Origin of the sequence: Desulfovirgula thermocuniculi DSM 16036, from assembly GCF_000429345.1 — a bacterium.
GTDB classification, from domain to species: domain Bacteria; phylum Bacillota; class Desulfotomaculia; order Desulfotomaculales; family Desulfovirgulaceae; genus Desulfovirgula; species Desulfovirgula thermocuniculi.
This window is the reverse complement of the sequence record NZ_AUBR01000007.1, coordinates 23885-37201: the sequence shown is the minus strand read 5'-3', so window position 1 is coordinate 37201 and position 13317 is coordinate 23885. Positions and strand designations below refer to the sequence as shown.

19 protein-coding genes are annotated in these 13317 nt (G+C 62.1%); 16 read left to right on the top strand and 3 right to left on the bottom strand.

Going from position 1 to position 13317, the window contains the following annotated elements; translation table 11 throughout:
* The first annotated feature begins 96 nt into the window (after nt 1-96).
* From G454_RS0102920 to G454_RS0102880, 9 genes are all read left to right on the top strand, one after another.
* The gene (locus tag G454_RS0102920) at nt 97-330 is read left to right on the top strand and encodes a hypothetical protein (RefSeq protein WP_027717400.1); all 234 of its coding nucleotides are present in this window, start codon (nt 97-99) and stop codon (nt 328-330) included.
* Nucleotides 331-409: 79 nt separating this feature from the next.
* Nucleotides 410-604 carry a hypothetical protein gene (locus G454_RS0102915; protein ID WP_027717399.1) on the top strand — a complete coding sequence of 65 codons (195 nt, stop codon included), beginning with the start codon at nt 410-412 and terminating at the stop codon, nt 602-604.
* The gene (locus tag G454_RS0102910) at nt 594-851 is read left to right on the top strand and encodes a hypothetical protein (protein ID WP_027717398.1); all 258 of its coding nucleotides are present in this window, start codon (nt 594-596) and stop codon (nt 849-851) included. Before G454_RS0102915 ends, G454_RS0102910 begins: the two co-directional genes overlap by 11 nt.
* The gene (locus G454_RS0102905) at nt 829-1077 is read left to right on the top strand and encodes a hypothetical protein (protein WP_027717397.1); all 249 of its coding nucleotides are present in this window, start codon (nt 829-831) and stop codon (nt 1075-1077) included. Before G454_RS0102910 ends, G454_RS0102905 begins: the two co-directional genes overlap by 23 nt.
* A gap of 20 nt (nt 1078-1097) precedes the next feature.
* Nucleotides 1098-1373, top strand: coding sequence for a BrnT family toxin (locus tag G454_RS0102900; protein WP_035106691.1), 276 nt, complete (start codon nt 1098-1100; stop codon nt 1371-1373).
* A 1-nt stretch (nt 1374) separates the two neighbouring features.
* On the top strand, nt 1375-1668 hold the full coding sequence (locus G454_RS0102895) for a CopG family antitoxin (RefSeq protein ID WP_035106688.1): 294 nt from the start codon (nt 1375-1377) through the stop codon (nt 1666-1668).
* Nucleotides 1669-1761: 93 nt separating this feature from the next.
* Nucleotides 1762-2112, top strand: a complete 351-nt coding sequence (locus G454_RS0102890) for a hypothetical protein (RefSeq protein WP_027717394.1) — start codon at nt 1762-1764, stop codon at nt 2110-2112.
* Between the two features lie 90 nt (nt 2113-2202).
* A complete protein-coding gene (locus tag G454_RS0102885) occupies nt 2203-3546 on the top strand; it encodes a hypothetical protein (RefSeq protein ID WP_027717393.1) in 1344 nt (447 codons plus the stop codon).
* Nucleotides 3547-3764: 218 nt separating this feature from the next.
* Nucleotides 3765-4040, top strand: a complete 276-nt coding sequence (locus G454_RS0102880; protein WP_156896626.1) for a hypothetical protein — start codon at nt 3765-3767, stop codon at nt 4038-4040.
* Nucleotides 4041-4243: 203 nt separating this feature from the next.
* Here G454_RS0102880 and G454_RS0102875 read toward each other — a convergent pair whose 3' ends face one another.
* The gene (locus G454_RS0102875; protein WP_211229919.1) at nt 4244-4633 is read right to left on the bottom strand and encodes a PH domain-containing protein; all 390 of its coding nucleotides are present in this window, start codon (nt 4631-4633) and stop codon (nt 4244-4246) included.
* A gap of 492 nt (nt 4634-5125) precedes the next feature.
* Here G454_RS0102875 and G454_RS0102870 point away from each other — a divergent pair, with 492 nt between their 5' ends.
* From G454_RS0102870 to disA, 4 genes are all read left to right on the top strand, one after another.
* Nucleotides 5126-5338 carry a helix-turn-helix domain-containing protein gene (locus G454_RS0102870; RefSeq protein ID WP_027717390.1) on the top strand — a complete coding sequence of 71 codons (213 nt, stop codon included), beginning with the start codon at nt 5126-5128 and terminating at the stop codon, nt 5336-5338.
* Nucleotides 5339-5405: 67 nt separating this feature from the next.
* Entirely contained in the window at nt 5406-6566 is a 1161-nt protein-coding gene (locus tag G454_RS0102865) for a tyrosine-type recombinase/integrase (protein ID WP_027717389.1), read from the top strand.
* A 128-nt stretch (nt 6567-6694) separates the two neighbouring features.
* Nucleotides 6695-8053 carry a DNA repair protein RadA gene (radA, locus tag G454_RS0102860; protein WP_027717388.1) on the top strand — a complete coding sequence of 453 codons (1359 nt, stop codon included), beginning with the start codon at nt 6695-6697 and terminating at the stop codon, nt 8051-8053.
* Between the two features lie 19 nt (nt 8054-8072).
* On the top strand, nt 8073-9155 hold the full coding sequence (gene disA / locus G454_RS0102855) for a DNA integrity scanning diadenylate cyclase DisA (protein ID WP_027717387.1): 1083 nt from the start codon (nt 8073-8075) through the stop codon (nt 9153-9155).
* Between the two features lie 8 nt (nt 9156-9163).
* On the opposite strand, the gene G454_RS0102850 is transcribed toward disA, so the two are convergent.
* Entirely contained in the window at nt 9164-9562 is a 399-nt protein-coding gene (locus tag G454_RS0102850; RefSeq protein WP_027717386.1) for a hypothetical protein, read from the bottom strand.
* Nucleotides 9563-9789: 227 nt separating this feature from the next.
* Here G454_RS0102850 and G454_RS0102845 point away from each other — a divergent pair, with 227 nt between their 5' ends.
* The 3 genes from G454_RS0102845 (at nt 9790) to ispD (ending at nt 12719) form a co-directional block, all read left to right on the top strand.
* The gene (locus G454_RS0102845) at nt 9790-10266 is read left to right on the top strand and encodes a CarD family transcriptional regulator (protein ID WP_027717385.1); all 477 of its coding nucleotides are present in this window, start codon (nt 9790-9792) and stop codon (nt 10264-10266) included.
* 144 nt (nt 10267-10410) lie between these two features.
* Complete coding sequence (locus G454_RS0102840; RefSeq protein ID WP_027717384.1) at nt 10411-11550, top strand: PIN/TRAM domain-containing protein; 1140 nt, start codon at nt 10411-10413, stop codon at nt 11548-11550.
* A complete protein-coding gene (gene ispD / locus G454_RS22680; protein WP_084413202.1) occupies nt 11529-12719 on the top strand; it encodes a 2-C-methyl-D-erythritol 4-phosphate cytidylyltransferase in 1191 nt (396 codons plus the stop codon). The genes G454_RS0102840 and ispD overlap by 22 nt, the downstream gene beginning before the upstream one ends.
* Here the strand turns inward: ispD and coaE are convergent.
* A complete protein-coding gene (gene coaE / locus G454_RS0102830) occupies nt 12683-13288 on the bottom strand; it encodes a dephospho-CoA kinase (protein WP_027717383.1) in 606 nt (201 codons plus the stop codon). The genes ispD and coaE overlap by 37 nt on opposite strands.
* Nucleotides 13289-13317: the final 29 nt, after the last annotated feature.

Sequence of the window (13317 nt, the reverse complement as noted above, 5' to 3'; positions counted from 1 at the left end):
TTTCCTTTTCGGGCCATTCTCCCCAGGCCCGCTTTCCCAAAGAATTCCCACGAAAGGAGGGAGGCGGGCCGGGGGGAGAGGCCCGCCGCGAAAAGCATGGGTAGGGAGTGGAAGGAAAAACTGGAAGAAGGGGTCCGGCTGATCGCGGAGGCGATCAACCACACCCCTAGTCTGCACCGCGACCTGCAGGACGCATTCAGCGCACTGCACCCGGCACTGCTTAACCGGATTACCCTGGCGGCCTTAAATGCCGTAGCTGAGCGGAGCGAATACGACGGCCGGTTTTCCCCGATAATCAGGGAGGCGGCCCGGCTGCTGAGAAAAGCGTAGGGGCCGGAACCCGGCCCGCCAGATCCATTCCGCGGAAAGGAGGGATTGGGCGGGCCGGAGGAGGCCCGCCCGCAAGAGAATGAGGACCATCTCTAAGAGAGTCCTGGAACGCGCCCTAAACCTACCGCCCCGCCGCAGGCGCGGGGAAAATCTGGTGCGCCTGCTGGAGGCCCTGCCGGATAACAGGCGGACACAGGCTGTCGAAGCCCTTGACCGCGCCTGGCGGGAGTTCTGGCGGGGCGTGGCGGAAGGGGGTGCGCGGCGTGAGAATTGAGGCCGTCTGCATCCGGGACCAGGACGCCCGCAGGTTCTTCCGCTGGGGGGCCTGCGGGTACTGCAGGAAGCCCGCCCGCCAGTGGGCGAGGAGCCGGGAGCGCATCAAAGCCCATGCCGCCTACGACCGGGAGGGAAACATGCTGGGCTTCCTCTGCCCGGACTGTGCGGCGGGGCTGAGAGAGGCAATGAAGAAGCTAGGCGTGGCGGGAGGAGGTGGGTATAGTGGCAAAGCTCAAGGCGTATGAGACCGCCACCCACCGCTACGTCCTCGCCGGAAAGGACGTGTGGGGCCAGCAGGTCTACGCGGCCTACCTGAAGTTGCCCGGCGGCGAGGTCTTTGCGGGCTACCGCTACAGGCGGACCCGCAAGGACTTTGCCCGCCTGCGGAAAGTCTACGGCCCGCTGACCCCGCTGGCCCGGTGGGAGGAGTGCCCGGAGTGGTGTATTGACAGGAGCAATACTGGAGTTTAAAATGGGAGCGGGTGCGGCAGATGAAGATAACCCGGTTTGAGTGGGACAAGTGGAATGCCGGGCACATTGAGGAAAGACACGGACTTTCTCCTGATGAGGTGGAAGAGGTTTTCTGCAACCGCCCGGTTTTCCGCAGGGTTCGCGGCGGAAGGTTTGCAGCCTACGGCCAAACGGACGAGGGGCGGTACCTCACGGTCATTTTCGTTCTCAAGCCCGGCAGCACCGCGCGCGTGATCACGGCGAGAGACATGAACAGGTGGGAGCGCCGGTATTACCGACAAAGGAGGCGAAACTGAGATGGCCGGAGAACTCCCGAAGTTTAAAAGCGAACGTGAGGAAGCCGAGTTTTGGGACACCCACAACACGCTGGATTACCTTGAGGGCGACGAGGCGGTAGACATCGAACTCGATCCCGCGCTGGAGGCGAAAATCAGGGAGCGGGCGAAGACCAAGCGCGTGACCCTGCGCCTGCGGGTGTCCCAGATAGAGGCGGCCAAGGAGATTGCCAAGAGGAAGGACATCCCCTACCAGACCCTGCTGAGGTCGTGGATAGCCGAAGGGATACGCAGGGAGCTGGAAGCCAGGGGGTAGGAGACAAAAGACGCCGGGAGCTGCCGAAGGCCCAGGCTTTAGAGCCGGGCCTTCGGTTTTTTAAAGCACCGCTGCCGGGAGGAGGTGATTCGGATGGTGGTTCGCCTGCCCGACCTGGAGAGTCTCATTCAGCAGGCCCGTGAAGCCGGTGCGACCCGCGTGTACACGACCCTCACGATTGAGTGTACCGCCAACCGCGGGCTGGTCACTTACCACGCCCGCTTTAAGGCCACCGCGGTCGGCGTGCTGGCCTGCCACGCGGGAGGCCCGGAGAAGGCGCTGCTGCGGTTCGAGGAAGATTTCGGCCCGGTGCTGGAGGACATCGCGGAAAGAAAGCCGCCCGAAAGCTACCGCCAGCGAGTGGATGGCTTTGTAGAAAAGGCCAGGCAGGAGCTGGCCGCCGCGGGCTTCGACGTGCGCCCCGGCGAAGTGGAAAGCCTGTAGGGAGAGAGGCCCGGACGTGGAAGCTTCACGAGGTCCCGTCCGGGCCTTTTTACTTTTCAGGGAGACTTTTGCGAAAGGGGGAGTGTTTTTGTGGCCAAGGCAAAAGCAAAAACCAAGAAGCGCAAGCCCAGGATGGGGAAAGCCGCAGGCCCCAGGGCGCCCGTGACCTTGTACTGCCCGCACTGCAGGCAGGAGCGCATCTTCGGGCACGACCCATACTATGACACCTTCCGCTGCATGGGCTGCGGGATCTCCACCAGGGACTTCCACGTGCGGAGCGTCAACCGCCTATGGGACCCCGACCGGGAGAGGGCCGTCGAGAGGGCCATCCTGGACAGCGGCGTGACCTGCTCCTCCAGGCCCAAGGTCCAGATGCAGCCCCCGCCACTACCAAGAGTGTCCTGGCAACCGCCGGAGGAAAAGACGCCCTTCCACCAGGTCAGGTGCCTTTGCTGGGCCACGTGGCAGACCCTTCCGGGCCTGACCACCTGCCCGAGGTGCCTCCGGGTTTACCGCGTGGGCGCTGATGGCGCGGTGGCCATCGAAAGAGAGGACCAGGGTTTGCGCTGCCCCACCTGCGGCGCCGTGGTGGCCGATAGGCCGGAGAAGGGTGCCGCGTACCTGTGCCTTGCCTGCGACACCTGGGTCGGTGCGGATGCGGAAGGCAGGAAGGTGGCCGAGCAGGAAGCCAGGCGGGAGAAGGAGCAGCGGGAAGCCTTCTGTCCTACACCGGAGAACCTGCGGGATGAGGGCGTGAGGGCTGTAATCCTGGAGTGCTACGCCTTTTCCACCGAAAACGACTGGTGCTGGGAGCGGGACGGCAAGTGCCTGCTGTACCTGGGTAGGCGGTGCGGGTGGTTCGAGAACGCCGTTTGGCCTATCAGGTTCAAGGTGTGGGAAGAACTGAAGGTCCGGAGGGAGAAGCCCGCAGCAGAAGCGCCCGCCGCGGCCCAAGCGCCGGAAGAGGCCAGAGAAGAAGCCCCGGCGGTAGTGGTGAAAGCCAAGCCGCACACCGAGGCGTGGGAATACGACGGCGATACCTGGGCGCTGTACACGGAGGACCCTGTCAAGGCGGAGGAGGCGAGGCAGGCGGGCCTGCGGGAGATGTGCGCCTACACCCGCAAAGGAGCTACTTTCGCGTGGCAGTTCCTCGGGCCAAAGGAGCTTGTGCGGGAGCTGGCCGGGAAAAAGAAACCGGGTGTCAGCCCGAAAAAGGCGGCCCCCGCAGAGAGGAGGGTCGAAGAGGAAAGGCCCTCGCCACGACCGCTGACCCTCTTCTCGACGTGCGCTGAGTGCGGGGAACCCTTTGCCCCAAAGAGCAACCGCCAGGCGTACTGCGAAGCCTGCGGGGAAAAGGTGAAGCGCCAGCGGGCCGCCGAGAGGAAGGCCAGGGAGAGGGAGAGGCGGAGGGTAGAGAGTAGGGTTAACCCCTAAAATGTCACGCTTTAGACCCATTTACTTCCAGCCTGCAAAGCCAGGACTCATGCGGTTTTGCGGTTTTGTTATTTTATGGCAAAAATTAGGAGAGGTGCATTCAGACTTCACTATGGGTATGTGGCGCAGGTGGTGTTACCGGAAGACGATTGAGAATACGTCCCCGGAAATACCCCCTGCTTCCAGGCTACGTTTTTGGCAGGAAGGAGGTGGAGAAAGTGGCCGGGAAACGTGATGAGATGAGGCTTTCCCTCTCCGAGCAGGAAACCATCATCCGGTGGGATGAGCTGGAAGGGAGGGCAGTGGTGTACACCGCTTCACCGAAGGTCAAGGCCCGCATGGAGAAGATGGGCTTAAAACCCGTGCTGGAGGAAGGCCCCGGCGCCTGGTACGATGTCCCGCGCGGGGCGGTCAGGCTGAAGCTGGGAAACCGCATGGTGAAGATCGCCGGGGAAGGTCCCAAGAAGGGAGCGGAAGAAAAGTCTACCAGGTAGAAACCCGGCCCGAAACCGCCGGGCCTCATGAAAAACCAAACGGCCTGCCCTGGGTACGTTTTCAGGAGACTGTTTAAGAAAGGGTTCAAGGGTCGTATTTGTTTACGCTTCTGGTAAGAATCAAACCCTCGCCACTACACGCTTTTTCTTCACAAGCGAAACCGAAACACGACCATTTCCCTTACCCCGAAAACGCACCCTTCCTACAACTTTGCTTCAGCCAGAACCACCCTGTTTACCGCTTCCACGAAGGCTTCCGGCTCCGCCGGGGACAGGAGATAAAGGTTCCCCCCAGTGGTCTGAACCCGCACCATCCGGTCCCAGCGAGTGGCATAGACTTTCGCCGTGCTGCCGTCGGCCAGGGCAAAGAGACCGGCGTAACCGCAAAGCCCAGCCGCCCACGTCAACCCGGCCCCGGGCTTCACGTCTTTGACTATCTCAACACGCTTAATCTTGCTTTTGGGTATGGCGTATGACGTCACCAGGGCGCGGATGGTTATCCCTTCCGACGAGACCAGATAGCTGCGCGGCGCAAACAAAAACGACAGTACCGCCCACCACACGCCGGTAAACAGATACAAGGTCGTGGTCAACTTTCCCGTCCTGTCGAAAGGCGCGACCTTGAATCTGCTGCGCGTCATAGTGAATCTCTCCGTTCCCCGCTGAAAAGTCGGCACAGCAGATCCCTCGCTTTTGCCACCTTTTCGTCCGGCAGCACTGCGCCACTGGGACGCCGCTCCTTTGCGCACACCCTTTTTCCACTATCTAGCATCCCGGAAGCCGCATGAAATCTGGCCTCCGGGATGCCTTTTTCTGCCAAACATCGGGAGGCGTTTTAAAGCCCCTCCAAGGGGTTTCGGCGCAGGAGTGCTTTCTTGGGTGCTTTCCTGTCCGGCCAGAAAGCCCCACGGGGGCCTCTCAAAAGGCCCCCGCAAGGCTTCCGGCAACCAATGGAGAGCGTTTGGAAAAACTGACCGCCCGACGCCATTTTACCGCGCCCCACGCCCGGAAGCAAGGGGCGGATTTTGTCGAAAAAAGCCGGGCCAGCCGCCCGGCCTTTTTTCTTTTCGGGGAGGTGATCCGCCGTGCTGACCGAGCGCGACCTTGCATCTTTACCCGCCTTCCTGACCGTGGAAGAGGCCGCCAGGGTGCTGCGCCTGAAGCGCACCACCGCCTACGAGTACGTGCGCCAGGGCATCATCCCAAGCGTGCGGTTGGGCAGCTTCATCAGAATACCCAAAGCCAAGATCCTGGAGATGGCGGGCCTGGGCCGGGAGGAGAACGGGGCCGGGGAGTAGAAGTGCTTACCCGGCCCCTCCTTCCTGCAGGCTGGCAGGAAAAAGCAACGGGAGGAGGGAACGGTCCTTGAGAGGGCACATACGCAAGCGCGGGAAGAACTCCTGGACTGTGGTGTTACCGCTGCCCAGGGACCCGGAGACGGGCAAGCCCAGGCAGAAATGGGTGACGGTGCGGGGCAGCAGGAAGGACGCCGAAGCGGTGCTGGCAAAACTCCTGGCCGAGGCCCACGCGGGCGGTCTGGGGACGGCCCCGGCGAAGCTCACCTTGGGAGAGTACCTGGAAAAGTGGTTAGAAGCGGTGAGATTGAGCGTCAGGAAAGAAGGGACCGTCCGTAACTACAGAACATGCGTTAGAATATGGGAGCGCACCGGAATAACCAGCGTACCGCTGGAAAAGCTCAATCCCCTGCTTATTCAAACGGCGCTGGGAGAAATGGTGGCGAGGGGGCTGAAGCCGGGAACGTGCCGCACGGCCTTCAGCGTCCTGCGGGCGGCCCTGCGCCGGGCCGTGGAGTGGGGACTGATAACCGCGAACCCGGCTGAAAAGGTAAAACCCCCTGCGGGCGAAGAAGGCGGGGCCGTAAACGTGTGGGCGGAAGAGGAGGCGGCCGGGTTTCTGGAGGCGGCAAAGAGGTCCAGGTACTATCCCCTCTTTGTGCTGGCCCTGTCTACGGGCCTGCGCCTGGGTGAACTGCTGGGGTTGAAGTGGGAGGACGTGGACCTGGAAGCGGGATGCCTGCAGGTCAAGCGCATCCTGGCAGGGAGGGAGAGCGATGGAACCCCGGTGTTCACCCCTCCGAAAACCGCTTCCAGCAGGCGCAGGGTGCCCCTGGACTCATTCACCGTGGAGGTCCTGCGGAGGCACAAGAAGAGGCAGGCCGAAGCCCGCCTGAAAAAAGGACCCGCCTGGCAGGATCACGGTCTGGTGTTCTGCACCAGCCGCGGCCTGCCCCTGGCGCGACCGAACGTCTGGCTGATCTTTAACCTGCTTGCCCGTCGGGCAGGAGTGCCCGAAATCCGCTTCCACGATCTTCGACACACCCACGCCACCTTCCTGCTCCGCCAGGGGGTCCACCCGAAGGTTGTGGCGGAGCGCCTTGGACACTCAAGCGTGAAGGTCACCCTGGACACCTACTCCCATGTTTTACCGGATACCCAGAGGGAGGCCGTGCGCGCCGTGGAGGAGTTTTTCTCAGCGAAATCGCTTTTTCAAAAGCCCGGACGCTGATATTAGCAACTTATTAGCAAGTAGGGGATCGTGAGTTCGGAAAGCCTTGATTTGCAAGGATTCCCGACCGTTGTAAAGTTTCGCTAAGAAATGTTATAATATGTAATTGATTGCCCGGGAGAGTGTCTATGGCCGGCAAAATTCATTTTTTCTGCCAGGAGTGCGGGCACCGCGCCCCGCGCTGGATGGGCCGTTGCCCGGAGTGCGGTGCCTGGAATACCCTGGTGGAAGAAGTAACCCCGTCCAGGAGAGTTTCCCCTTCAGCCGCTTTTCCTTCCGCGCTGCCCATCACGCAGGTCAGCCTGGATTACGAAGAGCGACTTTCCACCGGCATGGCCGAGCTGGACCGTGTCCTGGGAGGAGGCATCGTCCCTGCTTCGCTGGTGCTCATAGGCGGGGATCCCGGCATAGGGAAGTCTACGTTGCTTTTGCAGGTGGCCAGGAACGTGGCCGAGGGCGGCCGGCCGGTGCTTTACGTGACCGGCGAGGAGTCGGCCCGGCAGGTGAGGATGCGGGCCGCCCGCTTGAAGGCCAGCTCCCCCATGCTCTACCTCCTGCCGGAGACGGACCTGGAGGCGGTGGAGAGGGCCATCCGCTCTTTGAACCCTTCGCTGGTGGTGGTTGACTCCATCCAGACCATGGTCAAGGGAGATCTGAGCTCGGCGCCCGGCAGCGTGGGCCAGGTGAGGGAGTGCGCCGCCTGCCTCATGCGCCTGGCCAAAGCGACGGGAGTGGCCGTTTTCCTCGTGGGGCACGTCACCAAGGAGGGCGTTCTGGCCGGACCGCGGGTTTTGGAGCACATGGTGGACGTGGTTCTTTATTTTGAGGGGGAGAGGCACCAGGCTTACCGCCTCCTGCGGGGCGTGAAAAACCGCTTCGGCTCCACCAACGAGATAGGCGTGTTTGAGATGCGGGAAGAGGGCCTGCATGAAGTGGCCAACCCCTCCTCCCTTTTCATGGTGCGGAGGCCCGGGGGCGCGGTGGCCGGCGCGGTGGTAGTCCCGACGCTGGAAGGGACCAGGCCGCTTCTGGTGGAGATCCAGGCCCTGGTGGCCCCCAGCACTTACGGCCAGCCGCGGCGCATGGCCGCGGGCGTGGACTACAACCGCCTCGTTCTCATCCTGGCCGTGCTGGAGAAAAGGCTGGGGCTGCACTTGGGGAACTACGATGCTTACGTCAGCGCCGTGGGGGGCGTGCGCCTGCAGGAGCCGGCGGTGGACCTGGGCATCGCGGTGGCGCTGGCCTCCAGCTTCCGGGACTGGCCGGTGGACTGCCGCCTGGCGGTGGCCGGGGAGGTGGGGCTGACCGGCGAGCTACGACCGGTGAGCGGCGTGGCAAGGCGCATCCGGGAGGCGGCTCAGCTGGGCTTTACCAGGTGCCTGGTGCCCAGGGCTAACTGCGAGGAGCTGGACGCCGCCCGGCTAGGCTCCATCACCGTTCTGGGCGCGGATACCCTGGCCGAAGCCATAGACCTGGCCTTGGAGTAGTGTGGAGGGGTGAAGCCTTTTGAAGGAAGAGCGTGGGGATGAGTTGCTGCAGGTGCTGCGCACGGTGGCTCCAGGCACCCCGCTGCGGGAGGGCCTGGAAAACATCCTGCGGGCCAAGACCGGGGCGTTAATAGTCATTGGGGATTCTCCCGAGGTTATGGAAATAGCCGAAGGTGGATTTGCCATCAATGCCGAGTTTACCCCCGCCAACCTTTACGAGCTGGCCAAAATGGACGGGGCTATTATTTTAAGCTCCGACGCCAAACGCATATTGGCCGCCAACACCCAGCTGGTGCCTAACCTGAGCATTCCCTCCAACGAGACGGGCATAAGGCACCGCACCGCCGAGCGCGTGGCCAAGCAGACCGGTGCGCTGGTCATTTCCATTTCCCAGCGACGCAACGTAATTACCCTTTACAAGGGAAACTTGAAGTATGTGCTACGTGACGTGGGAGTCGTCCTGGCCAAGGCCAACCAGGCCATTCAGACCCTGGAAAAGTACCGTTCGGTGCTGGACCGGGTGGTTAACGAGCTGAGCGTACTGGAATTTGAAGAAGCGGTAACCCTCTTTGATGTTACCCGCTGCATCCAGAGGGTGGAGATGGTCCTGCGGGTGGTCAGGGAAATAGAGAAGTACATATGCGAGCTGGGCGTGGAGGGCCGGCTGGTCACCATGCAGCTGGAGGAGCTGGTGGCCGGGGTGGAGCATGAGGGGTTGCTGGTCATCCGCGATTATGCCGTGGCGCAGGATAAGCTGCCGTCCAGCATCCTGGCCATGATCGGCAGCTGGCCTGCCGAGGACCTGCTGGACCTCACCTTAATTGCCCGGGCGCTGGGTTATCCGGGCAATGCCAGCGTGCTGGAGCAGGGTGTCTCCCCGCGGGGCTACCGTATCCTGGACAAGATCCCCCGCCTGCCGCTTCCCGTGATCGAGAACATGGTCAAGCAGTTCGGCTCGCTGAAGCGAATCCTGGAGGCCAGCATTGAAGAGCTTGATGCGGTGGAGGGCATCGGAGAGGTGCGGGCCCGCTCCATTAAGGAAGGCCTGGCCAGGTACCGCGAGCAGCTTGTCCAGGAGGGTTATCTCAATAAGAGGGCCTAGAAGCGCCCTTAAGCCAGGTTGTATATGCCCAGGATGCGCATGTATTTTTGCTCTTTTTCCATGATGTCTTTCAGGCTCAGGTTCAACAGGTTACAGAGGGCAGCCAGGTAAAAAAGGGAACGCCCGATGGCGCTTTCCACAACCTCCCGGCAGTCCTCGCAGATTTCGCCTTCCAGATGAGAGCCCAGCAACTGGCGCAGGTCGGCCAGGGTAGCCCCGGGCGGGATTTCCTTCTTGCCGGCGCTGATCTTCAGGCAGCCGCAGCCGGTCACGCTTTTAATCACGGCCCTGTTCAGGCGCGCGGTGGCTTCATGGGTTTTGGCCAGGACTTCCAGCACGCTGCGGTTGAAAAGGAGGGTTTCGGAAACGGTTCGCTGGAAACCATCGTAAACCGCTTCTTTAAACAAGCCGGTACCACTCCTTTTTTGTAAGAGGTGGGTCTTTTTAGCTAATTATACCTACCGGCAACTTGTCCTGTCAAACCGGGCTGGTAATCTGACGGCAAATTTATCGTTGACAGAGGAAAACGGAACGTGCTAAAATACACTTTTGTTGACAGAAGGTGGCCCTTTGTGTTATAATTTAAGCGACCCTTTGTGAACGAGGTTTATTTTATTTTTAAGGGGGTCCGGCGTTGTTTAAAGTTGGCGATAAGGTCGTCTATCCCATGCACGGGGCGGGCATCATCGAGGCCATTGAAGAAAAAGAAGTGCTGGGGGAAAAGAAGCAGTATTATGTTTTGCGCTTTCCCGTGGGGGATATGAAGGTAATGATCCCCATTAACAACTGCCGTGAGATAGGGCTGCGGGAGGTAATCGATCGCGCCAGCGTGCCCAAGGTGCTCAGCGTTTTAAAAGGTAAGAGCACGGCCATGTCTTCCAACTGGAACCGGCGCTACCGCGCCAACCTGGAGAAGATGCGCAGCGGCGACATATACAAGGTGGCCGAGGTGGTGCGCAACCTGACGAAGCGGGAAAAGGAGCGGGGCCTTTCCTCGGGCGAGAAGAGGATGCTGGAAAACGCCCGGCAGATACTCATCAGCGAGCTGGCCCTGGCCACGGAAATGGGCGAGGAAAAAGTTCAGTCACTGGTAGACAGCGCCTTCGCTTGATTTTACACGTCGGTGTGCCTGGCGTGTATTTTTTGTTTTCTGCCGGAAAATGTCCTCCAGTTTTTAGTTGAAGTGGCTACTTGGTGGTACTATAATTATAGTTACCCGGAGTTTACACTTTCCCTGGGGGAAAGGTGGTGAAGAATGATAAGGCGCGTTATTTTTTTTCTGCTGCTGGCCCTTTTTGCCGCCATGGGATTTTATGCCGTTTTCGTGCTCCTGGAAAAAAACCTCCTCGTCCTGCCCGCCGGACTGCCCCAGCTGAAAGTAGGCGTCCTGGCCCTGGGGACCCTCGTGGGGCTGATCCTGGGCCTGCTCCTGGCAACCCCTATTATCCGGGGGGCGCTGTGGGTAACCTCTTTTCTCGAGCAGCGCCTTTTCAAGACGCCCGTCCAGGACCTGCTGGCGGGTTCGGCCGGGTTAATTATGGGACTCATCATTGCTAATTTGCTCGGTTCCGTCTTTTCCGTGCTGGGTTTTCTGGGTAAGATCATCTGGGTGCTCGTCTCGCTGCTGCTGGGCTACCTGGGCATGAGCGTGGCCCTCAAAAAGCGCGAAGAGGTTGTGGGGCTGTTCGGCAGCCTCCCCCGCTTTGGGAAGGACAAGTCCTGGCGGGGAGAAAACCGCCAGTCCAACCTGAAGATCCTGGACACCAGCGTGATCATTGACGGGCGCATTGCCGACCTTGTGGAGAGCGGCTTCATTGAGGGAACCCTGGTGGTGCCGGGTTTTGTGCTGGAGGAGCTGCGCCACATAGCCGACTCGCCGGACGTCTTAAAGCGCAACCGCGGGCGCCGCGGCCTGGACATTTTAAACCAGATGCGCAAGAGCCATCCCTCAAAGGTGCAAATAGTGGACAACGTGAAGGGCTTGGAGAACGCCGGCGAGGTGGACACCAAGCTGGTGAAGATGGCCCAGCGGCTGGGGGCAAAGATCATGACCAACGACTATAACCTGAACAAGGTGGCCGAGCTCCACGGGGTGAAGGTGCTGAACATCAACGAGCTGGCCAACGCCATCAAGCCCGTAGTGCTGCCGGGGGAGGAGATGACCGTGCAGGTGCTGCGGGACGGCAAGGAGGCGGGCCAGGGCGTGGGCTACCTGGACGACGGGACCATGATCGTGGTAGAGGGGGGCAAAAAATACATAGGCCAGACCATCAACGTGCTGGTGACCAGCGTGCTGCAGACCGCCGCCGGGCGCATGATTTTTGCCCGGCCCCGTCAGGAGCAGCGCCATGAAGAGGGGCAGGGAGAGCGTCCTTGGGCAAAGTCGCTGCCGTGATTGTGGCCGCAGGCAGGGCGGCGCGCATGGGCGGGGTAAACAAGCAATTCCTGCCTCTGGGGGGCCTGCCTGTGCTGGCCCGCAGCCTCCTGGCCTTTGAAGCGGCTCCCTCCGTGGAGGAATGCGTGGTGGTGGCCCCGCCCGGGGAAACCGGGCGCGTGGCGGTCCTGGCCCGCGGGGAGTGGGGCTGCCGGAAAGTGGTGGCCGTGGTTCCCGGGGGGGAGAGCAGGCAGGAGTCCGTGCTGGCCGGCCTCCTGGCCCTCTCCCCCCGGACGGGGATGGTGATCGTGCATGACGGGGCCAGGCCGCTCCTGGAGCCGGAGCTCGTGGAGGCGGTGCTGGCAGAGGCAAATCACTGGGGGGCGGCCACCCTTGCCGTGCCGGTGAGGGACACGGTGAAGGAGGCGGACGGCGACGGCTTTGTGGCCCGTACCCTCCCCCGGGAGCGGCTCTGGCTGGCCCAGACCCCCCAGGCCTTCCGCTTTGCGCTGCTCCTGGAGGCGCACCGCCGGGCAAGGGAGCTGGGCCTGGCGGCCACGGACGACGCCGCCCTGGTGGAGGCCCTGGGGCACCCGGTCAGGCTGGTCCGCGGGTCCTACCGCAACCTCAAGATCACCTTCCCGGAAGACTACGAGGCCGCCCTGGCGCTGGTGGGGGGGGTGATGCCCGTGCGCTTTGGCTTTGGCTATGACGTGCACCGGCTGGTGGCAGGCCGGCCCCTGGTCCTGGGCGGCGTGACCGTGCCCTTTCCCCTGGGCCTGGAGGGCCACTCGGATGCCGACGTGCTCCTGCACGCCGTCATGGACGCCCTTCTGGGGGCGGCAGGCCTGGGGGACATTGGCCGCCACTTTCCGGACACCGATCCCCACTATGCCGGTGCGAGCAGCCTTTGGCTGCTGGAGCAGGTGGGGCAGATGCTGTCCCAAAAGGGCTTCCGGGTGCAGAACATCGACGCCACGCTGGTTGCCCAGGCCCCCCGCCTGGCGGGCTACATCCCCGCCATGGAGCACAACATCGCGCGGGCCCTGGGGGTGGATGCCGCGCGGGTCAACGTCAAGGCCACCACCACCGAGGGCCTCGGCTTTGCCGGGAGGGGCGAAGGCATGGCGGCCTACGCCGTGGCGGCGCTGGGCTACCGAGAGGAGGCCAGCTTTAACAGCTCCGCGTAAACCTCTTCTACCTGCCGCCGGGTTTCCTCCATGCTGCCCTCGTTGTATATCACGTAATCGGCCAGCCGCACTTTCTGGTCCAGGGGAGCCTGGGCCCTCATTCTTTTGAGGGCCTCCTCGCTCGTTAGGCCCCGCGAAAGGAGCCTTTTGAGCTGTTCCTCCGGGGAGGCGTAGACCACCACCACCTTGTCCACCCCGCGGGCCGCGCCCGCCTCCAGGAGGAGGGGGATCTCCTTGACGATGATGGCGCGGGGGTCCTTCTGCCTTATTTCCTCCGTAACCTGCCGGTCCATCGCGAATACCCGGGGGTGGACGATCTGGTTTAATTTCTGCAGCTTCTCCGGGTCGTCGAAAACCAGGCGCCCCAGCTTTTGGCGGTTGATGGTCCGGTCGGGGTTTAAAATCCCCGCGCCGAAGCAGTCGACAATCTCCTGCCAGGCCGGCTTGCCGGGTTCTACCGCCTGGCGGGCCAGGGCATCAAAGTCGATGACGTGTGCTCCCAGCTCGCCGAACATGCGCGCCACCGTGCTTTTGCCGGTGGCAATGCCGCCGGTTAGCCCTACAATCACTGTCGCGACACTCCCTTTCACCTCATATT